Source organism: Halomonas sp. SCS19 (genome assembly GCF_040147015.1).
Taxonomy (GTDB): Bacteria; Pseudomonadota; Gammaproteobacteria; order Pseudomonadales; family Halomonadaceae; genus Halomonas; species Halomonas litopenaei.
The window spans coordinates 2,957,962-2,981,240 of the sequence record NZ_JAMSHN010000001.1 but is presented as its reverse complement, the minus strand read 5'-3'; the positions used below and the strand labels follow the sequence as shown (position 1 = coordinate 2,981,240).

Sequence of the window (23,279 nt, the reverse complement as noted above, 5' to 3'; positions counted from 1 at the left end):
GCGCTCCACCATGAGCGATTTTGCCCCGATGAAGGACGGTTTCCGTCATGCGCGGCGCCTGCGCATCCTTGCCGCCAGTGGCCTGGGCCTGCTGTGGGCGCTCTGGCCAACACCGCCCGGCCCCTCCTCAAGCGCTGCCCTGGAGCGAGTACTGGCACGTGATTTCATCACCGTGCACACCCGCAATACCCCCTTTACCTACTACGAGGGGCGCCAGGGACCTACCGGCTTCGAGTACGAACTGATGCGTCGCTTCGCCGACCGCCTCGGGGTCAGCCTGAACCTGAGCGATGACCACCATGTGCAGAGCGTGCTCGACGCGGTGCGCCACCAGGGCGACCTCGGCGCGGCCGCCCTGCCGCTGGACCCGCTGGCGGAAGGCCTGGTGTTTTCCCGCCCGATCCTGTCGATGCAGCCGATGGTGGTGTATCGCCGAGGACTGCAGCCGCCCAAGGCGCTCGATGACCTCAAGGACTGGAACATCGGCATCGCCAAGGGCACCGGCATCAGCCGCGTCATGCACGAATTGCAGTGCGAGCACCCTCGCCTCAGCTGGAAGGAAGCGGAAGACCTGGAGATCGCTTCGCTGCTCAGGCGCATCGAGGATGGCGAGCTGGACGCCGCGGTGGTGTACGCCCACCAGTTCCGCCTCAATCGTCTGTTCTTCCCCGAAGTGGAAGACGGCTTCGACATCGGCGAGCCGGTGACCATGGCCTGGGCCTTCTCCGGGAAAGACGGTCTGGCGCTGATCGAACGCGCCAATACGTTCTTCGACGAGCTTCGCGCAGACGGTGAACTCGACCGCCTCACCGCCCGCTACTTCGGTCATGACGACTATCTCGAGTACGTTGGCGCCCGGGTCTTCATCAACCACGTCAACAAGCGCCTACCCCGCTTTGATGCCCTGTTTCGAGAGGCCGCCCGCGCGCAGCACTTCGACTGGAAGCTGCTGGCAGCGGTGGGTTATCAAGAGTCCCACTGGGACCCGGAGGCGACGTCGCCCACCGGGGTGCGTGGGCTGATGATGCTGACCAACGCCACCGCCGAGGAAGTCGGAGTATCGAACCGGCTGGACCCGGCCCAGAGCATCGAGGGCGGCGCACGCTATCTGCGCAGCGTCGAACAGCGATTGCCCGAGTCGATCACCGGTGAGGACCGCCTCTACATGGCGCTCGCGGCCTACAACGTGGGCCTCGGCCATCTGTATGACGCCCGTGACATCGCCCGGATGCGGGGTGGCAACCCGGATCTGTGGCGTGATGTGCGTGAGGCGCTGCCCCTGTTGCAGGAAAGCCAGTGGCACAGCAAGACACGCCACGGCTACGCAAGGGGTGGCGAACCGGTCATCTATGTGCAGAATATTCGCCGCTATCTCGAGATCCTCGACTACGTCGATCGCAGCCAGCAGCAGTTCCACCAGCTGAATGCCCGCCTGCCCGATCAAGCCGACGCCGAGATCTTCGAACTCGTGCCCCCCATGCCCTAGGACACCTTGCCTTCATGTCTCGAATTGCCCTGTCCATGACGCTGCTGGTCATCCTGCTGGCCACGGCAGGACTGATCGTCGATCCCTCGATGATCCAGGATCAGAGCCACAGCGCCAGCTGGACCCTGCTGCTGCTGACCGGCATCGGCCAGGCGATGTGGTACTGGCGTGGGGTGAGGATGTCGGTCGTGTGTCTGTTGCCGGTGCTGGCGATCCTGCTGCTGGGCCTGGCCAGCTACCTGCTGCCCGAAGCCCTGATCTCTTACGTCACGCTCGACCAATGGGCATCGCGGCTACCCGGGGTCCAGGGCCTCGACGATCTTCGACCGCCCTTGATGGAGCTGCTCATCCTGCTGGCGCTGACTGGCGGGCTGCTGGGACGCACCCGGGCGAGCCTGGCCGCCCCGCTGCTGCAGGCGCTGGCGGCGCTGTTACTGGTCACCGAAGCGCTGCTGGTGATCACCGACGAGATCCGCTCGCCGCAGAACCTGGCAGGCACCCCCGCCAGCATGCTGTTGCTGGCGCTGTTGCTGGTCGCCCAGTTCGTCGGCGTGGTCTCGGGGTGGCGCCACACCCGGATCAGCATCCTGCGCAGCCTGATTCCCTCGCTCGCCCTGGTGCTGGTCAGTCTGTTCGTCTGGAACCAGCAACGTGTGTACGTGGACCAGCAGCTTCAAGACGAGCTGCAGGGCGAATCGGATCGTCTGGCGACTCAGCTTGGCGCCGAGATAACGGCCCACCTGGAGGCAGTGAGACGTTTCGCCAGCTTCTGGAGCCTGCTGGAAGAGGCCCCCAGCGCCGAAGAGTGGGAGCGCCAGGCCGCCTTTTACCACCAGGACTTCAGCTACTTTCTCAACATCGCCTATATCGAAGCCGACGGTACCATCCGCCTTGTCCACCCACGCGATGACAGCAACCGGGCGATCATCGGCATCAATGCACTAGACGTGGACCGCCCCTACGTCGACGCACTGGCGAAGGCACTTTCCGACAACCAGGAGGGCCACACCGGCGTCGTGCCACTGCTGCAGGGGATGCCCGGCATGATCTACTACCTGCCGATCACCTCCCCCGACCAGCAGCGCGTCACCGGCGCTGCGGCCATGGTGCTCAGCCTCCCGGTGCTGGCCGACAAGCTCTACGCCGAGACCCTGCTGGACCGTGAGCATATCCGCATGCGCTTCGCCGTGGACGGTGACACCATTCGCGACTGGCCGACCAGCGAGTCGCCAGGCCCATGGACCATGCTGAGCCTGCTTGCCCTCGACGAACAAGAGCTGACCGTCGCCTTGAACGCCTCCACCGGCTACCTGCTAGGTCTGCGTTCGCGCCAGCCGGTGGCCAGTCTCAGCATCGGGCTGCTGCTGGCTTACCTGCTGTACATGGTGGTATTCGGCCACCACCGCATGTCGGTACAACACTCGTCGATGTACCGCTCCAACGAGGAGCTGCGCCGAGAGGTCCGCCATCGTACCGAACTGCAGCGTGAGGTGGAGTGGCTTGCCGGCCACGACGAGCTGACGCTGCTGCCCAACCGCCGCCTGTTCATGTCGACGTTGCGAGAACAGCAGGAGTGCCGCCCGCTGAGCGTTCTTCTGTGTGACATCGATCACTTCAAGAGCATCAATGACCAGCTCGGCCACCAGGCGGGGGACGAGGCGCTTCGTCGCTTCGCCCGAGTGGGACGCCTGGCGATGCCCGAAGGGGTGGTGCTGGCCCGTTACGGCGGCGAGGAATTCGTGGCCCTGCTGACCGGGGTGGCCGCGGACGAGGCCGTCGAGATCGCCGAATCCCTGCGCCAGAGCGTGATGAACTGCGGCGTTGAGCATGCCGATGGGCGCCCCATGACGGTGAGCATCGGCATCGCCAGCCACGGCGCCGGCGACCTGATCGCCGAAGACCTGCTCCATCGCGCGGACCTGGCACTTTATCGAGCCAAGCGACAGGGGCGTAATCGCATCGAGGCGTGCACGTCACCCGCCTGAGCTCGGCCTCGCGCGAATCTGGCGCGCGGCCTCAACACCCGGCGCCAACCAGACACCCACCTGCCCCTTCGATGTCCTTGATCTACATCAGGAAAGGCTCGGTTCCGCGCCCACTTGGCCGCATTTTCCAGCACAATCCCCCGAACGTCTATTCTTCTCGCTGATCGGTTCGGCGAAATATTTCGCTGACCACAACGCCCAACAACCGCCAGCTCCTCGCCTGAAAAGTGGGTACATGCTACGTCTCAGAATCCCGCTGACACTGTTGTCCCTGGCACTGTACATTGCGGGGCTCTGCGCCAGCCTCGCCGGGACTACCGCCTCGACCACCTTGCCCACCCTGGTCCTGGGCGGCTTGATCGGTCTTGCTCAACTGGCCTGGTATCGCCAGCGGCTGGGCTTGAGTCTGACGCTGGTGGTGGCGGTGTTGGCCGCTCTGCTGATCGGCGTGGCCGGCGAAACCCTGCCCCAGGGCTGGCTGTCTCTGGCGACTTTCGATCCACCGGCGCCGCTCGATACTGGCCACCCACGCCTTTCCTGGCAGTGGCCGGGGTTGGCCGACAGCCTGCTGCTGGCGTGCCTGGCCTTGAGTCTTGCCCTGCGCACCCGTGCCAGCCTGGGCACCCCCTTGCTGCACGCCATCGCCGTCCTGCTGTGGGGGACCCTGGCCTACCAGGTGACATCACCCGAGGCCTTGCCACCACTGACCCCACCCGCGGGGCCCTGGGCGCTGGCGGGCAGCGGGCTGCTGTTGCTGACCCAGTTCCTGGCGGTGGTGACCGGCTGGCGCCATAACCAGGCGAGCCTGTTGCGCGCCCTGGGCCCCGGTCTTCTTATTGCCACGGCAACGGTTCTGCTGTGGTGCCAGCAGGACAGCGAGGCCAATCGACAGCTATTCGAACGTGCCCAGCGGGAGACCGATCGCCTGTCGGCAACGATGACAGACCGCATCGACGACACCCTTCGAGCCATGCATCGCTTCCATCTGGTCTGGGAGATCGATCAACGCCTGCCCTCGGCATCGATGTGGCGCCACGAAGCCCAGAGCTTTATGAACGACTTCCCGGAACTGCCCCTGCTGGCCCTGATCGATCCCTCCGGACGGGTCGAGCACCTCTATCCCGACGACAACTGGCACCAGGCCTACCCGGGCATGCGCTTGCTGGATGGAGCCCTCGACCAGCCACTGATGGAAGTGCTGCAGCAGAGCTTTCACCAGCGCGACGCGGTGTCATCGGATATCCTGCCACTGCCCGATGGAGGCTGGGGCATCATCCACTTTCTGCCGATACACACGGTGGATGGTGATCGGCTGCTGGGTTCGGTCGCCATGGTCTTCAGCCTCGACGCCTTAGCTTCCAATCTCCTGCCCGCGCTCGCCGATATACCGGACGCCATGACGCTGACATTGAAAGACGGCGACAGCACCCTATGGCGGGTACCGACGTCAGCGGCTAATTCGCCCTGGAGGCTCGTCAGCGACGTTCGTCTGCTGTCCCATACCCTGAGCCTGGAGCTCAGCCCCAACCGCCGTTTGCTGGAGCACCTGAAGCTGCACTATCCGAGTTCAACGCTGTGCACCGGCCTGATCATGGCTCTGCTGCTCTACCTGCTGTTGTTCAGCCGCCATCGGCAGCGCCAGCAGCACCGCCAGATTGCCGATACCAATCTCGAACTACGCCGAGAGATGCGGCGTCGTTCACGCCTGCAGAAAAACATCGAATGGCTGGCAGGACACGACGACCTCACGGGCCTGGCCAATCGACGCACCTTTCTCGCCAGCCTGCCGACGAACGCCGGACAGAACCCTCTCAGTCTGCTGTTATGTGACCTCGACCATTTCAAGCGCATCAACGACCAACAAGGCCATCAAGCCGGAGACCAGGCACTCAAGCGCTTCGCCGCCTGCGCGCAGAAACTGCTTCCACAGGGTGGCGTGCTGGCCCGCTACGGCGGCGAGGAATTCGTGGTCTATCTGCCACAGGGCGATATCGCCTGGGTACATGCCTGGGCAGAACACCTGAGGCGAGAGGTGCAGGCCTGCGGCGTACAACACGAAGACGGCAGTCCCATGACGGTATGTATCGGCCTGATCACCCAGACCGACGGCCCCGTTGTGCCAAGGGACTTGCTGCATCGAGCGGATATGGCGCTGTATCGTGCCAAGCGGCTGGGCCGCAATCGGGTGGAGATCGCCGAGGCGAAGCCCGCTGCCGAGCCCAGCGAGGCCACAGAGCCCAGCGGTCTGTTGCACTCCTGACTCAGGTCAATCCCACTGGCGCGAGGCGGCGCACTTCTTCCTGAGCCTCGTTCAGCGCCTGGGTAAGCTGGTCGTAGCGCGGCCAGTCAGGCCGCGAGCCGCCAGGGTTGGAACGCCTGAATGTGGTACACCTCGACACCCGTTGTTCGTCACTACCGGCTATTGAGCCAAGGGCTGACCCTGCTCGCCCTGGTGCTGGCAGTCGCCTCCCTCACCGTGCTCGATACGCGGGTAGCGTCTCTGCCAGCGAATCAGACGACCCTGGCGCTGGCCCTTATCGTAGCCATCGGTCAATGGCGATGGACACGCAAGGGGGTCTTCACCAGTGCCCTGGTGCTATGGCCACTGTGTCTGTGCCTGGTCACTCTGCTATTCGGCACCTGTGCACCGGAAGACTGGCTGTCACTGGAGCGCCTGTCCGAACCCTTCCATTGGCTGACAGCGCCTTCGACTCTGCTGGACTGGCGCCCGCCGCTGGTCGAACTGGTCGTGCTGACGCTGCTGACCCTGGGGATACTGGCGCGCACGCGCTCGAGCCTGGGGGTCCCCTTGCTCCACATGTCCTGCTTGCTGCTGTTGCTGCTGGACCAGACACCACTGCATCACTGGCTGCCTTCAGCGGCACTGCTGCACGCCCACTCGCTCACCGTCACCGCCGTCCTCGGCCTGTTGCTGGCCGGCCAGTGGGTGGGCGTGGTAAGCGGCTGGCGTCCCACCCGCGACAGTCTCAGGCGTGGGCTTTGGCCTTCGACACTTCTGGTCGTGATGACCCTGGCACTTTGGCAGTACCTGGAGATTCAGGCCGATGGCGAACTGCAATATCTAGGACAGCGCGAAGGCCGTGCCATGGAGGAACGCCTGGCTAGCGAATTCAATGACTTTCGACACTCCCTGCAACATTTGCAGGTTTTCCTCGAACAATCGCCGCTCCCGCCCTCTACCGAACGCTGGCAGCACCTGACGCGACCTCTTCGCGACCACTTTCCCTACCTTGCGACGCTGCGCTACGTCGAAGTGACCGGCGGCAATGTGCGAAGCCCCGCGACCACAGTCGTCCCCAGGTCCACTGATATGCCTCAACCTGCCGCGGTGCTCCCCCCGGCGGCCCAGATCACTACCCTCGCCATCGACGCTCCTGCACCGACGATGAAGATCACGCTCTCGCTACCGATTCGCCGTCCCGGTGGAAAGCCGCTCGGGCACTTGGCAGCGACCTTGTCACTGTCAGCCATGGCCGAGAATATGTATACGCATCCCCCCTCGGGGGCGGGGAGCCTGCAGGTCCGACTTACCTACCACAACCGTCTGATCAAGGAATGGCCCATGGAGGGGCATCCGGCCCCGTGGACAGTATCTGTTCCCCTCGACGCCATTCCCCTGCATCGACCCGACAATAAGGCGGTGACAGTCGACACAGCCTATCTACCGCTCGAGCTGACCTTGCGCCCCGATACCCGATTGCTGACGCGCCTGCGCAGCCGTCTTCCGGCTGTCACCCTGATGCTGGGTCTGCTGTTCAGCCAGTTCCTCTATCTGACATTGTTCAGCCAGCACCAGATGGCCTCCCAGCATCGTGCGCTTGCACGCTCCAACGGAGACCTTCGCCGCGAGGTCCGCACTCGCCATCGCCTGCAGCAGCAACTCAGCTGGCTCGCCGACCACGACGAACTCACCGGTCTGCCGAACCGACGTCACCTTCAGGCCACCGCCCAGACCTGGCGGGCGCGCTTGCCCCTTAGCGTTATTCTTGTCGACATCGACCACTTCAAGCGCATCAACGACTGCCTCGGCCATGCCGAAGGCGACAGAGTGCTCAAGGCGGTAGGTCGACTTGCACAGGAGACCCTGGGGGATGACGGCCTGCTGGGGCGCTACGGCGGGGAAGAGTTTCTGGTGATCATTCCCGAAGGACGGCTAGCCGAAGCCAGCGCTGTGGCCGAGCGTCTGCGGCGTGCCGTCCGACAGGCACCGCTGGCTCATCACGACGGCACGCCACTGACCATCAGCCTGGGGGTGGCATGCCAGGACCAGGCACCGCTAGATCTGGCACGCCTGATACAGCAGGCGGACCAGGCGCTCTATACAGCGAAGCACCAGGGACGCGACCGGGTCGAGCTTTTCGTGGATACCGTCGACGGCGCATCGGACCTGGACACACCGCCCTTCACCGCCTGAGCAAGGCTCGAAACCTGTAACGGGAGTCTTGAGCAACCCGTCGGCACCGCCGACGTTGCCTCAGTGCTTTGCGCTTCGGCAAAGGCTCATCGGCGCTCGGCAAAAAACGTCTTGAGCAGGCGAGAGGCTCGGTTCGCCAGCACCCCACCTTCGACCTCCACCTGGTGGAAGTGCCAGGGCTGGGCGAACAGGTTGGCTCGGGACTCGACCATGCCGGAACGAGGCTCCGCGGCACCGTAGACCAGACGCCGGATCCTGGCGTGGATGATGGCCCCGGAGCACATCATGCAGGGTTCCAGCGTCACGTACAGCGTGCAGCCCTCGAGCCGATAGTTCGACAGGCTCACCCCGGCGTCCCTGAGCGCCTGAACCTCGGCATGGGCGCTGGGATCATGGCTCGCCACGGGGCCATTGGCGCCGCGACCGATGATCTCTCCGGCCGCGTCTACCACCACCGCACCGACCGGCACCTCTCCTGCCTGGGCCGCCCACTCGGCCAGTTCCAGCGCTCGATGCATGTAAAATTCGTCACTGCGCAAGGTGTTGCACTCCCGTACACTGAGCCCAGGCAAATGCTGAACCATTGTCGCGGGCACGGCAATCGCCACCGTGTCACCGCCATCGACTAGCCGGGCTACCCCGGCGCAAGGAGGATACGCGAATGTCGGACGCCTTGAAGGGTCTGGTAGACCTGCTGGGCCTGGAAATGCTGGAAGAGAACCTGTTTCGTGGACGCAGCCAGGACCTGGGGCTTCCCCAGCTGTTCGGCGGCCAGGTACTGGGCCAGGCGCTGTCGGCAGCCACCCAGACCGTCGCGGCGGAGCGTCAGGTGCACTCGCTGCACGGCTACTTCCTGCGTCCCGGCGACGCCGCCATGCCGGTGGTCTATCAGGTCGACCGCGTTCGTGACGGAGGCAGCTTCACCACCCGCCGCATCACCGCGATCCAGAAGGGCCGTCCGATCTTCTTCTGCAGCGCTTCCTTCCATGGCCAGGAACACAGCCTGAGCCACCAGGCCAGCATGCCCGCCCTCGAGGCAACAGAGCCCGGCGACAGCGACGAGATCCTGCGCTTCCCCGGCCACCCGATCGAATTTCGCCATGTGGAAGACACCGCCGAGGACGGCGCGCCCGCACGCAAGCGGTTGTGGTTCCGGCTCAATGGCGAGCTTCCCGATGACCCCGCTCTGCATCGCTACCTGCTCGCCTACAGCTCGGATTTCAACCTGCTGACCACCGCCCTGGTGCCCCATGGCATCCGTTTCGGCGACCCCAAGCTGCAGATCGCCAGCCTCGACCACTCGCTGTGGTTTCACCAGGACGTGGCCGTCAACGACTGGCTGCTGTACGACATGGACAGCCCCTGGGCCGGCGGCGCCAGAGGCCTGGCTCGAGGCAGTATCTACAATCGAAAAGGCGAACTGGTGGCCTCCAGCGCCCAGGAAGGCCTGACGCGCTTGAGGGAAACAAAGGGTTAGCACACGCGGGGCCAGCCAGAGACGGTAACAACCCCGCCAGAGCGGCGGGCGGCAGGCCAGGTGTGCTCGAGAAGGCGACGCCAAGCCGGTGTAGCTCAGCAGGTAGAGCAACGCATTCGGGAGGCAGAGGTCGTAGGTTCGAACCCTGTCACTCCGACCAAAAATTCAGCAGAATCAGGCTCTTGTGAACATTCACGCAGGAGCCTTTTTCGTTTCTGAAGCCCCAATCTCTTCTAGGTGTCGATTAGGTGTCAGCACGCACAACCTCGTGACCGGATGATACCCCACCCTTCCCGACGCCTCACTACGAAAAGACCCACGTTCGACCCAGTGCATGTGCAAGTGACTTACCGCTTGCCGCCCACGCACATCGTCACGCTGTCAGATTTTCCGTGCCAAAACGATTGGTCACGCCTCACCATCCAACAAGCTTTATCTGCCCTGCCCGCCTACAAGGCTTGCTGAAGTCCCGTGAGAACCGACAAGGCCAATGCTTAGCTTGAGAATAGAAGGGCTTGCGGGAGAGGGGGGTGGCCTGGCTTCCTGAGAGCCCAACGGGGATGAGGATTGGGATATTTCAAACAGGGGGTACAGGAGCCAATGGGGCTGTTCAAGAACACTGGGACGTTTCGAGCTTTTTGAGCCATCTTTAGAGAGTTAAGGGCCACACAGAGCGTAGATTTTTTTTGTAGTTATAACAACAAGAACACAGTACAACATACTAAAACAAACGCAACATAACTCATTTTTAACTTATGGAATACCATATAAATCCAGATATTAATCAACTACTCGAAAAATTCAGCCAAAGTTGGACCACCATCAACTTCAGCGAATGAAGATGACAAGACAACAATTTTACTTACGATAAGACCATTATACCTATGTCCTCGCAAAAATGCGTCCCCACCAACAAACGACATTATAGACTCAAGATGGAAATTAAACCAACACAGCACCTCAACAGATCCAAATAGGTCCATATCAGTCAGTTCTACAGCGGCCAGCATACTGTCAAGAGAAGGACTATCACCGAGAGAAATGGTTCTTGATTTAACATGAGTAAGATGGTCTCTTTTAGACTTTATTTTTTTAAAATCTGACCAACGGCGCCCACTTCTATCAATGGAGCACTCAAAATTTAGAAGCGTCCCGATACACTTAGGGGCGAGTCTAACTTTCTCTTCAAGACTTACAAACCGTCTTTCCTCTTTCAACTTAACAATATCCTCCTTATTCAATACAGCTATCTTTCTAGGAGCTCCATCTACACATGAGTTAATTTGCAAAGCCAACTCTGACAAGAAATTTGCAGTTGCTTCGATATATAGTGCCACATTTTGCAATACGGCAGTCTTCAAAGATCTAACTGTAATAGGCGATGCGAAAGGTGGTTCCCTAGAATTAATCTTTGCATATTCAGATTTCAAAAGACAGAATAAATTATGTGTTTGACATACTATCTCATTAAGTCGGCGATTCCATCTATGTATAAAAATATCAAACTCAGACAACGATGTCTTTAGATCCATATCGCCTTCTTTAGAATCTTCCAACACCTCGTTCCAATCAGAATAAGTTACTGACAAATTATCCATCACATCTTCACAGTGCGGCTTAAGCAACCGGAAACATTCGGCGTTTATGACCCCGACACCAACAGCATCTCTTGTGATATAGCAATGCAAAGAATCGTTATAAAAAAACTTCGAATCAAAATAAAAATACTTCACTTCGCAACAGCAACTTTCAAAACTAGAAACATATCTATTGTTTTCACGAGAATATATTTCTTCACCATGCATTATAACGACTTTAATTCTTCCTCTTGATAACTCAAAATAATAATCCACTCTTTTCTTTTCGTCGCGAACCGGTGCGTACTTAAAATACATCCCGTCATCCTTTCATCAATAATCAATAATTAATAATTAATAATCAATAATCAATAATCAATAATCAATAACTTAAAAACAATTATGAAAAAACCACAACACCAAATTTCTCGCCGAGGAACTTAACCTCTTGAAACTCATGGTAATAATAATCTATTTTTTATTTGCTTTCCAAACATCCAAAAAACCTACTATAGAAGCGTGACTCTCAGTAACATCTCCCTTTCTTACTTCAGTCCTCAACCCCAAAAAAACAACCATTTATACAGCTCGCCAAAAATCTCATAAGATATACAACATCAGAGCCATGGTCGCAAATTCTGAGTGCAACACCTGATCGAATTCGTAAGGTGTTGTACCCATGTCTTATTCTGAATCTCTGCATCGAAGAACGTGCGACTATCCAAGTCAGCCTCGCGCAAGGCTTTAGCCTCAGGCAGGTGGCGGCTCTACTCGAGCGGTATCCATCGACGATCAGGCGAGAGATACGCCGTCTCGTCATGATAGTGTTAAGCGGACTGTTTGGTGGCTTGCTGAACGAGGTGTCATTATACTCTCACCAATGGTGGAAACATCGTTCAAGAACTCGAAGAGTCTGGGCCATTGGCGTACACCCATGAACAGAATGAGCAACTGGACTTGCCCGTCTCTTCAGACACTTTAAACCACCACGGTCAGGCGGCTTCGAAGGCCTCGGGGTAGATTCGCCTTTCTCGACCTATCATACCTAATTGATTTTAAAGAAAGCCGGTGTAGCTCAGCAGGTAGAGCAACGCCTTCGTAATGCGTGGGTCGGAGGTTCGAGGCCGTGATGCCCGGTGGTCCGCCCGAATGTCACCCGGTCAGCATGGCCAGATAGTCCTTGAGCACCACTGCGTTGTTGTGGGTCTCATCCTTCGAGGAAAACACCAGGGTAACCTTGTGCTGCTGGCTGCGCTCGGCCAGGGGTCTGAGCGTTTCCCGCTGCGCCTTGAGCTCAGCCAGATAGCGCTGACGAAACTCGCCCCAGCCCAGTGCTTCGCTGTGAAAGGCCTTGCGCAGGTCATCACTGGGGGCGGCCTCCTTGATCCATTCATCGATACGCGCCTCGTCCTTGGCGATCCCCCGCGGCCAGAGCCTGTCCACCAGCACCCGATAGCCGTCGTTGTCGGCGGGCGCATCGTAGGCCCGCTTGAGCTGAATCGTCATCGTGCCTCCACGACCGAGAATGTGCTCCATCCTTAACAGACGCATGGCCCGGCCGTCACCCCGTGTGGCTTTGGCACTCGCAGCCGATGCCGATGCCGATCGTCAGACCAGGCGCCAGCACCCGACTATTCGAGGCGTTCGAGAATGGTGCAGGAGCAATCCCGCTCCCCCACCTCGTCGATCAGTACCCGATAGCGCGGCAGACGTATGTCGTCACCGTCACCTTCGACCAGGGCCGAGGTATCGATGATCTCGGCGGTGTTACCCGAGGACAACTGGTCCTCGGCTACCATGACCAGATCACGGGCAATCAGCAGGGTGTCGCCAATGTGCATGGGGGTTTCCTCTTGATGGCTCTTTTCTCTTGATGGGGAGCGGCCACGCCCAAGGGCGAAGCCATCTACCGACATTGGCAGGCGCCGGATCATCCCAGTGCCGGCGTGCGCTCGCGCGCCGCCAGGTGCTCGGGCCGTGGGGACTTGGCGCCGAAGGGGGTGACCAGGCGGTTGTCGACGCTGTTGTAGACGAAGAACAGGTTGGAGCGCGGCCACGGTGACAGGTTGCTGTTGGACGCATGCAGCGCGTTGCAGTCGAACAGCAGAATCGACCCGGCCGGCCCCTTGGGCGCCTCGATGCCCTGCTTTTCGATGATCGGTCCCAGCTGCTCCCGGGTCGGTACGCCGATGTGCTGCGCCTTGAGCGAGGTCTCCCAGTTCTGGTCCGGGGTGCGTCCCACGGTGGGAACAAACTGGCGATGGGACCCCGGCACCAGCATCAGCGGTCCGTTGAACTCGCCGTTGTCGGTGAGCATCAGCGAGACACTCAGCGCGCGCATGCCGGGCATACCGTCTTCTGCGTGCCAGGTCTCGAAGTCCGAGTGCCAGTCGAAGCCACTGCCCTGAAAGCCGGCCTTGTCGTTGATCCGCGACTGGTGCACGTAGACACCGCCCCCGAGCAGTTGCTCGACGATCTTCAGAAGCCGCGGCGAGCGAGTCAGGCGATCGAAGCGCTCGGACAGTTCGTGCATGCCGAACACCGAACGAATGGCGCCAGAGACAGGATCGGTGATGACCTTGTCGCTGCCGGTCAGCTCGGGATCGCGCTCCATGGCGCTTAGTTCATCGAAGAAAGGCTCGATGTCGTCGGCCTCAAAGAAGCTGTCGAACCAGAGAAAGCCACGTTCTTCGAATGCGGCCAGCTCCTGCTCGTCGAGCGGCCCGGCCTGGCGCTGCTCGGGCGTCGCATGGACGACCGGGCAATGGCGGGCGATATTGCCCATTGGCGCGTCGAGCCGTGTGGGATAGCCATCATCCGAACGGATCGACAGTTGGTTGGGTGCGTAAGTCATGACTCCGCCTCCGTAACGATTCCAGAATGGATCGCCGTGACCGGAGACGCTGTGCCTTGACCGACCTCGGCGATGGACCCCCATCCTGGGCCTGTATCTACCGCGCCGACATAACCTGAGTTAACGTAAACCCCTAATACGCATTCTCCATCGAGCCTGTCGTGCAAGGAGCCTTGCCGTGTCGAACCGGGACAGCTGCATCGTCAAGCATTTTCGCCACTATCACCCGCTCAGCGATGGCGATCGCCAGCTGCTGGGCGCGCTCGAGAAGTCACCGCTGGAGGTCAAGGCCGGCGATAGCCTTTGGGAAGAACGCGATCCTGCCCAGGACTTCTTCACCCTGAGCCAGGGCTGGGCCTTCTCCTACCGGCAGCTGGAAGACGGCGCGCGCCAGATCCTGGAGGTCTACCTCCCCGGCGACGTGATCGGGCTACGCGAATACGCCTTTCATCAGCGTCTTACCGGCGTCCAGATGATCGAGGACGGCACCATCTGCCGCTTCCCCCACGCCCGTCTGACCGACATCTTTCAACAGTCGACCACCCTGACCTCGATCCTCTTCGCCATGGCCAGCCGCCAGCAGGTGCTGCTGACCGAGCGCCTGGTCAACCTGTCGCGACGCAGCGCCAGGCAGAAGCTGGCCCACTTCATCATGGAAATGTACGAGCGCCTGGCCAAGACCGCTGGCCGGCAGGAAGACCACAGCATCCGTCTGCCACTGTCCCAGGAAATGCTGGCCGACGTGCTGGGGCTGAGTCCTGTGCACGTCAGTCGCACCTTCAGCGCACTCGACGAGGAGGGCCTGCTGCACCGGAACCGTCATCGTCTGCTGCTGCCTGATCCGGCCGCCCTGGCCGATGCCGGCCAGTTCGACGAACGTTACCTGGCCGACAGCGTATTCGCGGCCAACGACGCGGTGGGCTAGGGCTTGTCTGAAAAGTGCCTGCGCTCGGTAATACGGCGTTAAAAATCGGATAAAAATGCTCATTTACACCCCGTAAACTGCGCTTTCTCACCGATTTTTGCCTTGTCTAACCTTCGCTCGTCGACTTTTCGGACAGCGCCTAGGACTGGTCCACCACCGGGGAATCACCAGACGCTGCATGCAATTTCGACCAAAAGTCTAACTTCGCCCAGCCATAAAGCCCTCTACTCTTACGATTGTATGCAATGTAAGAGATTTCCTCGTGACTCCGACCACCCCGCTCGAAGCCAGCGGTGCCCGCACGGCCACCGCCCAGGTCCATGAAGCCATCAAGCAACGCATCCTCGACGGCGTCTATCGACCGCTCGAATTCGTGCGTGAGGCGGCGGTTGCCAGGGAACTCGAGGTCAGCCGTACCCCGGTCCGCGAGGCGCTGCGGGAGCTGGTCTCCGAGGGCTGGCTCGAGGCCATTCCCCATCAGGGCGCCAGGGTGGCCGAGTGGACCGAAAAGGACGCTCGTGAAGTGTTCGAACTGCGCCTGGTACTCGAACCCATGGCGGTCGGACTCGCCTGCCGACACATCGACGCTGACACCCTCGCCCATCTGGACGACCTGGCCTCGCGCATGGAGACCCTGACCGAGAGCCCCCTCGATGGTGCGGGCCACAGCGAGCTGGCCTCGCTCAACCACGAGTTTCACCGCCTGTTGATCCAGGCCAGCGACAACCAGCGTCTGGCCCAGATCCTCGAGAGCGTGGTGCGTACCTCGATCATCCGACGCAATTTCGCCAGCTACGACCGTTCGGCGCTCAAGCGCAGCATGCAGCACCACCGCGAGATGCTGATCGCCATCGGCGCCGGCAACGCCGCCTGGGCGGAGAACGTGATGCGCGCCCACCTGCTGGCCGCGCGGGTATTGCACGTGACCGTCGACACCTCGACCGCGACCTCATCGCCCCCGTGATCCTCCCGACGCGGCCCTTTTTTGCGTTTCACCCTTCATCTTCCACCTTCGACCTCTGACCACGGACCTCCAACATGAACGAGCTTATCGCCTCACTCCCGCTGGACGACCTCAAGGTGCTCGAACTCGGCCAGCTGATCGCCGGGCCCACCTGCGGCCAGGTACTGGCCGACTTCGGCGCCCAGGTGGTCAAGATCGAGCCACCGGGCAAGGGCGACGCCATGCGCCAATGGGGCCAGACCGACGAGAGCGGCGAACCGCTGTGGTGGAACGTGATCGCCCGCAACAAGCAGTCGCTGACCCTCGATCTGCGCAAGCCAGAGGGCCAGGACCTGCTGCGAAGACTGGCGGCCAAGGCCGACGTGCTGATCGAAAACTTCCGCCCCGGCACCATGGAGCGCTGGGGCCTGGACTACCAGAGCCTGTCGGCCGACAACCCGGGGCTGATCATGGTGCGAGTCACCGGCTTCGGCCAGGACGGTCCCTACGCGTCGCGTGCCGGCTTCGCGGCGGTGTGCGAAGCCATGGGCGGGTTGCGCTACATCAGCGGCTACCCGGACCGCCCCCCGGTCAGGGTGGGGATTTCGCTGGGCGACACCCTGGCCGGGGTCCAGGGCGCCATGGGCGCGTTGCTGGCGCTGCACCAGCGCGAGAAGACCGGGCGTGGCCAGGTGGTGGACAGTGCCATCTTCGAGGCCGTGATGGCGATGATGGAGAGCCTGATCCCCGACTACGCCCGGGCCGGCAAGATCCGTGAGCGCGCAGGCAGCTTCCTGCCCAAGATCGCCCCGTCCAACGCCTATCCCGCCAGGGACGGCCGGGATGTCATCATCGGCGCCAATCAGGACACCGTCTTCCGCCGGCTGTGCGAGGCCATGGGCCAGCCCACCCTGGCCGATCATCCGGACTACGCCGACCATCGCGCGCGCGGCGAGAACCAGCAGGCCATCGACGAGCTGATCGCCGCCTGGACCGCCCACCACGATGCCCAGCATATCGTCGACCTGCTGGCCGACGCCGGTGTCCCGGCGGGCCTGGTGTACACCGCCAAGGACATGCTCGAAGACGAACACATCAAGGAGCGCGGCTCCATCGTCGAGGTGCCGGACCGCCACGGCAAGCCGCTGCCGATGCAGAACGTCTTTCCGCGGCTGTCGCAGACGCCGGGCAAGGTGCGCCAGGTCGGCCCGGCCCTGGGCGAACACACCGAGGCGGTGCTCGGCGACTGGCTGGAACTCGACCAGAACAGCATCGATGCCCTGCGCAAGGACAGCGTGATCTAGCACCGCCAACCAGCGACCACTCTGCCGACAACAACAACCTAGAGGCTCTTGCATGGAACCCCTACTCGTCCTGGCGCTACTGATCGTATTGATCGCCGTCGGCCTGCCGATCTTTCTGTCCCTGGGGCTGGCCGGGCTCGCCGGCCTGTACATGGCCCGGGGCTCCATGGCGTTCTTCTTCGCGCCGTCGTCGCTGTTTGGCCAGCTCAATGCCTTCGAATTGATTGCCCTGCCGCTGTTCATATTGATGGGCAACCTGCTCGGTGCTACGCCGGTGGGCAGCAACCTGTTCCAGGCGGCGGTGAGGTGGCTGCACTGGCTCAGGGGTAGCCTGGCGATCTCCTCGGTGGGTGCCTCGGCGGTGTTCGGCGCGGTGTCCGGGGTGAGCCTGGCCGGCGTCGCCGCGGTCGGTTCGATCGCCGTACCGCAGATGCTCGAGCGCGGCTACAGCCGCTCGCTAGCCGCCGGTGCGGTGGTCAGCGCCGGCGCCCTGGCGATGCTGATCCCGCCCAGTGTGCCCTTCATCATCTATGGCGCCGTGGCCAGCGTATCGGTGGCCGACCTGTTCATCGGCGGTATCGTCCCCGGGGTGGTACTGGCGCTGGCGCTGTCGCTCTACATCTTTATCCGGGTGAGTCTGAAGCCCGAGGAAGCGCCCAGCGTCGAGCAACGCTTCAGCTGGCGCGAGCGCTTCGCCAGCCTTGCCCACATCTGGCACGCCGCACTGCTGGTGCTGGTGGTGCTTGGCTCTATCTATTCTGGACTGGCCACCCCCAGCGAGGCCGCCGGCATCGGCGCCTTCGGCGCCTTCGTGATCGCCGCGCTGATCTTCCGCTGCCTGACGCTTGCCTCCTTCGGCCGCATCCTGGCCAGCACCGCGCGAGTCAGCGGCGCCATCCTGCTGATCATCGGCTGCGCCAAGATCTTCGGCGACTACCTCAACATGGTGCGGGTGCCGCAGCTACTGACCGAATCGCTGACCGCCTCGGGCCTGCCGGACTGGGCGATCCTGCTGGCGGTCATGCTGCTGCTGATCCTGCTCGGCATGATCGTCGATGCGGTCTCGCTGATCGTGGTCACCACGCCGGTGCTGCTGCCGCTGATCCAGGCCATGGGCTATGACCCCCTGTGGTTCGGCATCGTCATGGTGCTGAACCTGGAGATCGCGGTGATCACCCCGCCGGTAGGGCTCAACCTCTACGCGCTCAGGGGGGTCTGCCCGGAGCTGTCGGTGGAGGAGATCATCAAGAGCGCGCTGCCCTTCGTGGCGGTGCAGTTCCTGGTGCTGATGCTGTTCGTGTTCTTCCCCAGCATCAGCCTGTGGCTACCGAGCCTGATGCACTGAAGGGGCCCCGATTCACTCGCCCCGCTGGCCAGGGGCAACAACGACAATGACAAGACGGAGACATTCCCATGAACCTGACCCGCCGCCAACTGCTCAAGACCACCGCCTTCGCCACCGCAGGGGCCTCGCTGCTGGGCCCCCAGGCGCTGATGCCACGCCATGCCCGCGCCGCCACCACCTTCACCGGCGTGACCTACCTGCCACCGTCCTACAAGGCGCTGACCTACGGCTCCGCCGGCTTCGTCAACTACCTGCGCGACAACGGCGGCGACGTGCTCGAGGTCGATTTCTACGACTCGGGCCAGCTGCTCAAGGCCGACGAACAGCTTCCCGCGCTGCGCTCGCGCAATATCGACTTCATGTTCCACACCACCTCCTACATCACCCGCTCGCTGCCGATCCTCGGCATCACCGGGCTGCCCGGTGTCGTCGGCGAGCTGTACCGCCACCCCGAGCGGCTGCGTCAGGGCAGCCCGCTGTTCGACCTGATCAATGAGGAGCTGGCCAAGGAAAACCTCTACATGCTGACCTCCGGCGGCGGCATCCTCGAGCCCGAGTACATCTGGAGCACCCAGGACAACGCGGTGCGCAGCCTCGAGGACATTCGCGGCAAGAAGGTCAGGGTGGTCAGCTTCGAGGCCACCTCGGCGCTGGAGGCCTACGACATCGGTGCGGTGCGCATTCCTTCGTCCGAGACCTACATGGCGCTGCAGCGCGGTACCGTGGACGCCGGCGTGTTCAATATCTCCACCATCATCGGGCGCAGCCTGCAGGAGCAGGTGGACGTGTGCTACCAGCTGCCGATCACCGGCTTCTCGGTGGCGCCCTTCATGCTGCGTGACCGCTGGGACAGCCTCGACGACGACAGCCGTGCGATCCTCGAAGATGCCGCCCGCTGGTACGACGAGAACTTCATCAGCCACTGCAACGACGATATCTATCCCAACGAGTACTGGCCTCAGGTGCGCGAGGAGAACGTCGAGATCATCGCCCCCAGCGACGAGGATCTGGCCGCCTTCAACGAGGCCACCCACAAGGTATGGGACCACTGGAAAGGCGAGGTCGGTGAGGAACTCGGCGAACGTGCCATCAAGCTCGCGCTGGGACAGGCCTGAGGTCGCCATGAAAGCGCACGCACAGAGGATCCCCCTCAAGGGCTGGGATGGCGTACTCGCCATCCTGCGCCTGGCCTCGATGGCGGTGCTGGTGTTCATGACGGTGTCGATCTGCTACGACACTGTCATGCGCTACGCCTTCTCCGCCCCCACCCACTGGAGCCTGGAGATCAACTCCTTCCTGCTGGTGTATCTGGCGGTGATGGGCGCCGCCGAGGCCCAACGCTTCGACGCCCATATCCGTATCACCTTCTTCAAGGACAAGCTTCCCGCCAAGGCGCGTCGCCTGCTGGAAGTGTTCACTGGTCTTGCCGGGATGACGTTCTGCGCGATCCTCGCCTGGCGCGGTTATCTGATGGCGGCCCAGGCCTTCGAGTACGGCGAACGGGTGTCCAGCGCCCTCGGCACCCCCATGGGCATCCCCTACGCGCTGCTGCCGATCGGCTTCACCGCACTCGGCCTTCAGTTTCTGATCGACACCCTGGCGAGCCTTTCCCGCGGCGCCCCACTGCCGCCGCCGGACGGCTCCGATCACATCGATGCCACCCACCCTTGAACCCGACGGAGACTCCCGCATGACCACCACGTCACCCGCCCCGATCGAACTGGTCGAGGTCGCCCCACGCGACGGCTTCCAGTCGATCGCCGATCCGCTGCCGACAGAGCGCAAGATCGAGGTCATCCAGGCGCTGCTCGACGCCGGCATCCGACGCATGGAGATCGGCTCCTTCGTCAGCCCCCGGGCGATTCCGCAGATGGCGGACACCGGCGAGCTGATCCGCGCCTTCGCCCATCGCCGCGATGTGAGATTCTCCGCGCTTGTTCCCAACCTCAAGGGAGCCGAGCTTGCGCTTGAACACGATGTCAGCGAGCTGGTCTACGTGGTCTCGGTGTCCGAGGCGCACAACCGCAACAATGTGCGCCAGTCGGTGGATGAATCGTTGGAGGCCTTCGCCCGTGTGGTCGAGGCGGTGCGCGCCAAGGGCAACACCGCCCTGCGCCTGGACCTTGGCACCAGCTTCGACTGCCCCTTCGACGGCAGGGTCGACTGGCGCCGGGTCGATGAGGTGCTCACTAAGGCGCTCGCCATCACCGGCGAGTTGCCGGTGGAAGTCGCCCTGTGCGACACCACCGGTCGCGCCACACCCTTCCAGGTGGCGGACCACTTCACCGAGCTGACCGAGCGCCACCGATCCCCCGCCCTGTCCTGGGCGTTCCACGGCCACGACACCTTCGGCATGGGCGTGGCCAACGCCCTATTCGCGGCCCGCCACGGTGCCACCGCACTCGACGCCGCCTGCGCAGGACTCGGCGGTTGTCCCTTCGCTCCGGGGGCCACCGGCAACACCGCCAGTGAAGACCTGGTCTACGCCCTGCAGGGGGGCGGGTTGGCAGGTGACATCGATCTTGGCGCGCTGCTGCACGCGGCCGACTTGATCGCGGCACTGCCCGGCGGCAAGACCGAAAGCCACCTGCGCCGGGTTCCACGTGAGGGCCTGGCCGGGGCAGACGCGGGGGCATGAACCAGCAGACGGCGCCCTCTACAGCTCCCTCTTCACCACCCTCTCCGCCTCCCCAGGTCGGTATCGCCCTGCTGGCAACGACCCTGGTGTTGGCCTTCTCGTCGCTGGTGGCGCTGTTTCCCTCGGCGATCGCGCCGACCCTGGCGGACTCGCTGGGAGTTTCCACCGCCACCGTGGGTATCCAGGTCAGCCTGATCTTCGGTGGCGCCATGCTGACCTCGCTGGTCGGCGGGCCTCTGACCCGACGCTATGGCCCCTGTCGCGTCAGCCAGCTGGCGCTGGGGCTGCTTGGCGGCGGCGCGGCGCTGCTGACCCTGCCGTCGCTGGCCACCTTCGCCCTGGCCTCGCTGATCGCCGGGCTCGGCTATGGCCTGACCAACCCCTCTGCGTCGCTTTTGCTGTTTCGGGTGACTCCGCGTCACCGCCAGGGCCTGGTGTTCTCGCTCAAGCAGACCGGGGTGCCCTTCGGTGGCGTGCTGGCGGGCCTTGTCGCCCCCGCCCTGGCGCTGGCCATCGGCTGGCAGGCGGCTCTGGGCTGCCTGTTCCTGGTCGCCGTCATCGGTATTCTGCTATTGCAGATTCAGCGCCATCACTGGGACCGCGAGCGCGACCCTCGCACTCCTTGGCTGACCACCCCCTTGGCCGGGCTCCAGGTGGTCTGGCAGCGCCCGGCGCTGCGCTACCTGGCCCTCTTGAGTCTCTGCTTTTCAGCCATCCAGCTATCGGTCTCGGCCTTCACCGTGGCGCTGCTGGTCGAGGATCTGGGCGTCGGCCTGGTCGTCGCCGGCGCCACCATGTCCGCGGTCCAGGTCTTCGGCATCATCGGCCGAGTGCTGTGGGGCCTTGTCGGCGATATCCTCGACGATCGCCTGATCACCCTGATGGGGCTGGCCTGCCTGAGCGCCGGTAGCGGCCTGGCCATCGCCACCATGGACGCCGACTGGCCGCGCTGGGCAATGGTCGCGGTGCTGTGCCTCATGAGCCTGTCGGCGCTTGGCTGGAACGGCGTGTTCATGGCCGAGATCACCCGTCTGGCCCCCGCCGAACGGGTGGCCGACGCCGCCGGCGGTTGCCTGGTGCTGACCTACAGCGGTGTGCTTGTCGGGCTACCCCTGCTGGGTGCGCTACATGGGCTGTTCGGCAGCTATACCGCCCTGTTCGGGCTGTTGGCGGGACTTGCCCTGGTGGGCCTTGGCTTTCTGCTGAAGGCGCGACGGGCCATCGCTGGCGACGGCTGACCGTCGACGTGGTGTGGCCAGCGTTCGGCTGCCAAAGATCGTTGAACCGGCTCGCTCAAGCGCCTGGCTCAAGAGGCTGGCTCAAGCGGCTGCCGGGGCCTAGATAAAACGCCAGCGCTTGAGCACCACCAGCTCCACCGCCACCAGCACCACCATGAAGGTGCAGAACAGGGCGAAGGACATGGGATTGTCGACGCCAGGCATGCCGCCGATATTCACGCCCAGCAGGCCAGTCAGAAAGCTGATCGGCAGGAAGATGCCGGAGATGATCGACAGCAGGTAGGTGTTGCGGTTTACCTTTTCGGTGTGCTGATGGGTCTGGTACTGCTGAACCATGCCTACATGCTCAAGATAGAAGTCCACCGACTCGTTGATTCGCTGGATGGTGTCGCGAGCATTGGCCAGATCGAATCGATCATCGGCAAGCAGCGGTGGCAGGCTGTCGATCATCGCTTCAATGGCGTAGCGCTGGGGCTTGAGGAAGCGACGCAGCTTGATCAACCGCTTGTTCAGCGACATCAGGACGGCGTTGTCGGCCTCAGGCTCTTCTTCCTGGGCGGCGATGGTGGCGTCAAAGGGCTCGACGAAATCCTCGATGCGATCGTGGAGCTTTTCGATGATATCCACCACCACTGCTCCCAGATCGTCAGGCCCTTTGCCCTGCTCGAGCTCACGGCGTATGTCGGCGATGGCCCGGGAAGGCAGCTTGCGGGTGGAAATCAGCACCCCATCGTAATAGAGGATGCGGATGCTGAGCATGTCGTCGGGCTGCTCGCCCTGGTTGAGGTTGACCCCACGCAGAATCAACAGGAAGTTGCCGTCGCCGAGGGTCTCGAAGCGCGGCCGGGTGTCCTCGGCCAGCACGCCGTCGATGGCGGATTCGGGGATTCCTGCCAGCTCGAGGCGCTCACAGGTGGCTTCGGCATCCCGCTGAAAGTGGTACCAGGCGCCTGCCTGAAGCGGGCCAGGCGCTGGCTCGGGCAACTGGCGGACTTCCTGGCCAAACGACCAGGCGTCGATGAAAAAAGGCGCGGTCATGCAGGCTCCATCAGGTGTTCGTCAGGCGGGCCGC

Annotated in this window: 19 protein-coding genes and 1 pseudogene; 14 read left to right on the top strand and 6 right to left on the bottom strand. The window is 62.5% G+C overall.

The features are described from left to right. The first annotated feature begins 10 nt into the window (after positions 1–10). The 4 genes from mltF to NFH97_RS13025 all read left to right on the top strand — a co-directional run bounded on the left by mltF (position 11) and on the right by NFH97_RS13025 (position 7,906). Positions 11–1,486, top strand: coding sequence for a membrane-bound lytic murein transglycosylase MltF (gene mltF, locus NFH97_RS13040; protein WP_349624917.1), 1,476 nt, complete (start codon positions 11–13; stop codon positions 1,484–1,486). A 14-nt stretch (positions 1,487–1,500) separates the two neighbouring features. Beyond that, a complete protein-coding gene (locus NFH97_RS13035) occupies positions 1,501–3,471 on the top strand; it encodes a GGDEF domain-containing protein (RefSeq protein ID WP_349624916.1) in 1,971 nt (656 codons plus the stop codon). Between the two features lie 235 nt (positions 3,472–3,706). Then, positions 3,707–5,731, top strand: a complete 2,025-nt coding sequence (locus tag NFH97_RS13030; RefSeq protein WP_222516020.1) for a GGDEF domain-containing protein — start codon at positions 3,707–3,709, stop codon at positions 5,729–5,731. Positions 5,732–5,851: 120 nt separating this feature from the next. After that, complete coding sequence (locus NFH97_RS13025) at positions 5,852–7,906, top strand: GGDEF domain-containing protein (protein WP_349624915.1); 2,055 nt, start codon at positions 5,852–5,854, stop codon at positions 7,904–7,906. Between the two features lie 86 nt (positions 7,907–7,992). Here NFH97_RS13025 and tadA read toward each other — a convergent pair whose 3' ends face one another. Further along, positions 7,993–8,445 (bottom strand): tRNA adenosine(34) deaminase TadA, encoded by a 453-nt coding sequence (tadA, locus tag NFH97_RS13020; RefSeq protein ID WP_349624914.1) that lies wholly within the window; start codon positions 8,443–8,445, stop codon positions 7,993–7,995. 122 nt (positions 8,446–8,567) lie between these two features. Between tadA and NFH97_RS13015 the strand changes: the two genes are divergently transcribed. Further along, positions 8,568–9,383, top strand: a complete 816-nt coding sequence (locus NFH97_RS13015; RefSeq protein ID WP_045991987.1) for an acyl-CoA thioesterase — start codon at positions 8,568–8,570, stop codon at positions 9,381–9,383. A 788-nt stretch (positions 9,384–10,171) separates the two neighbouring features. Here the strand turns inward: NFH97_RS13015 and NFH97_RS13010 are convergent. Continuing rightward, positions 10,172–11,278 (bottom strand): hypothetical protein, encoded by a 1,107-nt coding sequence (locus NFH97_RS13010; RefSeq protein WP_349624913.1) that lies wholly within the window; start codon positions 11,276–11,278, stop codon positions 10,172–10,174. Positions 11,279–11,639: 361 nt separating this feature from the next. On the opposite strand from NFH97_RS13010, the pseudogene NFH97_RS13005 reads away from it, so the two are divergent. Continuing rightward, positions 11,640–11,772: pseudogene (locus tag NFH97_RS13005) on the top strand (helix-turn-helix domain-containing protein); the annotation flags it as partial. A 340-nt stretch (positions 11,773–12,112) separates the two neighbouring features. Here the strand turns inward: NFH97_RS13005 and NFH97_RS13000 are convergent. The 3 genes from NFH97_RS13000 to thpD form a co-directional block, all read right to left on the bottom strand. After that, positions 12,113–12,466, bottom strand: coding sequence for a DUF488 domain-containing protein (locus NFH97_RS13000; RefSeq protein WP_349624912.1), 354 nt, complete (start codon positions 12,464–12,466; stop codon positions 12,113–12,115). A 125-nt stretch (positions 12,467–12,591) separates the two neighbouring features. Further along, positions 12,592–12,801, bottom strand: a complete 210-nt coding sequence (locus NFH97_RS12995; protein WP_108132360.1) for a hypothetical protein — start codon at positions 12,799–12,801, stop codon at positions 12,592–12,594. An 89-nt stretch (positions 12,802–12,890) separates the two neighbouring features. Further along, on the bottom strand, positions 12,891–13,814 hold the full coding sequence (gene thpD, locus NFH97_RS12990; protein WP_045991982.1) for an ectoine hydroxylase: 924 nt from the start codon (positions 13,812–13,814) through the stop codon (positions 12,891–12,893). 178 nt (positions 13,815–13,992) lie between these two features. On the opposite strand from thpD, the gene NFH97_RS12985 reads away from it, so the two are divergent. The 8 genes from NFH97_RS12985 to NFH97_RS12950 all read left to right on the top strand — a co-directional run bounded on the left by NFH97_RS12985 (position 13,993) and on the right by NFH97_RS12950 (position 22,207). After that, positions 13,993–14,739, top strand: coding sequence for a Crp/Fnr family transcriptional regulator (locus NFH97_RS12985; protein WP_045991981.1), 747 nt, complete (start codon positions 13,993–13,995; stop codon positions 14,737–14,739). Between the two features lie 262 nt (positions 14,740–15,001). Continuing rightward, a complete protein-coding gene (locus NFH97_RS12980) occupies positions 15,002–15,703 on the top strand; it encodes a GntR family transcriptional regulator (protein ID WP_253028767.1) in 702 nt (233 codons plus the stop codon). A gap of 74 nt (positions 15,704–15,777) precedes the next feature. Beyond that, positions 15,778–16,986, top strand: coding sequence for a CaiB/BaiF CoA transferase family protein (locus tag NFH97_RS12975; RefSeq protein ID WP_045991075.1), 1,209 nt, complete (start codon positions 15,778–15,780; stop codon positions 16,984–16,986). Between the two features lie 52 nt (positions 16,987–17,038). Next, positions 17,039–18,331 carry a TRAP transporter large permease gene (locus NFH97_RS12970; protein ID WP_045991076.1) on the top strand — a complete coding sequence of 431 codons (1,293 nt, stop codon included), beginning with the start codon at positions 17,039–17,041 and terminating at the stop codon, positions 18,329–18,331. Positions 18,332–18,399: 68 nt separating this feature from the next. Beyond that, positions 18,400–19,446, top strand: a complete 1,047-nt coding sequence (locus NFH97_RS12965) for a TRAP transporter substrate-binding protein (RefSeq protein WP_045991077.1) — start codon at positions 18,400–18,402, stop codon at positions 19,444–19,446. A gap of 7 nt (positions 19,447–19,453) precedes the next feature. Further along, on the top strand, positions 19,454–20,002 hold the full coding sequence (locus tag NFH97_RS12960) for a TRAP transporter small permease (protein WP_108132356.1): 549 nt from the start codon (positions 19,454–19,456) through the stop codon (positions 20,000–20,002). Between the two features lie 19 nt (positions 20,003–20,021). Then, positions 20,022–20,969: a hydroxymethylglutaryl-CoA lyase gene (locus NFH97_RS12955; RefSeq protein WP_349624911.1), complete on the top strand. Its 948-nt coding sequence runs from the start codon at positions 20,022–20,024 to the stop codon at positions 20,967–20,969. Continuing rightward, a complete protein-coding gene (locus NFH97_RS12950; RefSeq protein WP_349624910.1) occupies positions 20,966–22,207 on the top strand; it encodes an MFS transporter in 1,242 nt (413 codons plus the stop codon). Before NFH97_RS12955 ends, NFH97_RS12950 begins: the two co-directional genes overlap by 4 nt. 99 nt (positions 22,208–22,306) lie before the next feature. Here NFH97_RS12950 and NFH97_RS12945 read toward each other — a convergent pair whose 3' ends face one another. Further along, positions 22,307–23,245, bottom strand: coding sequence for a CorA family divalent cation transporter (locus NFH97_RS12945; RefSeq protein ID WP_349624909.1), 939 nt, complete (start codon positions 23,243–23,245; stop codon positions 22,307–22,309). Positions 23,246–23,279: the final 34 nt, after the last annotated feature.

Excerpts from the sequence above, each read along its gene's own strand:
- NFH97_RS12975 (WP_045991075.1), top strand. The coding sequence starts at position 15,778 with ATGAACGAGCTTATCGCCTCACTCCCGCTGGACGACCTCAAGGTGCTC.
- NFH97_RS12960 (WP_108132356.1), top strand. The coding sequence starts at position 19,454 with ATGAAAGCGCACGCACAGAGGATCCCCCTCAAGGGCTGGGATGGCGTA.
- mltF (WP_349624917.1), top strand. The coding sequence starts at position 11 with ATGAGCGATTTTGCCCCGATGAAGGACGGTTTCCGTCATGCGCGGCGC.
- NFH97_RS13015 (WP_045991987.1), top strand. The coding sequence starts at position 8,568 with ATGTCGGACGCCTTGAAGGGTCTGGTAGACCTGCTGGGCCTGGAAATG.
- NFH97_RS13035 (WP_349624916.1), top strand. The coding sequence starts at position 1,501 with ATGTCTCGAATTGCCCTGTCCATGACGCTGCTGGTCATCCTGCTGGCC.
- thpD (WP_045991982.1), bottom strand. The coding sequence starts at position 13,814 with ATGACTTACGCACCCAACCAACTGTCGATCCGTTCGGATGATGGCTAT.
- NFH97_RS13010 (WP_349624913.1), bottom strand. The coding sequence starts at position 11,278 with ATGTATTTTAAGTACGCACCGGTTCGCGACGAAAAGAAAAGAGTGGAT.
- NFH97_RS13025 (WP_349624915.1), top strand. The coding sequence starts at position 5,852 with ATGTGGTACACCTCGACACCCGTTGTTCGTCACTACCGGCTATTGAGC.
- NFH97_RS12995 (WP_108132360.1), bottom strand. The coding sequence starts at position 12,801 with ATGCACATTGGCGACACCCTGCTGATTGCCCGTGATCTGGTCATGGTA.
- NFH97_RS12965 (WP_045991077.1), top strand. The coding sequence starts at position 18,400 with ATGAACCTGACCCGCCGCCAACTGCTCAAGACCACCGCCTTCGCCACC.
- NFH97_RS13030 (WP_222516020.1), top strand. The coding sequence starts at position 3,707 with ATGCTACGTCTCAGAATCCCGCTGACACTGTTGTCCCTGGCACTGTAC.
- NFH97_RS12955 (WP_349624911.1), top strand. The coding sequence starts at position 20,022 with ATGACCACCACGTCACCCGCCCCGATCGAACTGGTCGAGGTCGCCCCA.
- NFH97_RS12945 (WP_349624909.1), bottom strand. The coding sequence starts at position 23,245 with ATGACCGCGCCTTTTTTCATCGACGCCTGGTCGTTTGGCCAGGAAGTC.
- NFH97_RS12970 (WP_045991076.1), top strand. The coding sequence starts at position 17,039 with ATGGAACCCCTACTCGTCCTGGCGCTACTGATCGTATTGATCGCCGTC.
- NFH97_RS13000 (WP_349624912.1), bottom strand. The coding sequence starts at position 12,466 with ATGACGATTCAGCTCAAGCGGGCCTACGATGCGCCCGCCGACAACGAC.
- NFH97_RS12950 (WP_349624910.1), top strand. The coding sequence starts at position 20,966 with ATGAACCAGCAGACGGCGCCCTCTACAGCTCCCTCTTCACCACCCTCT.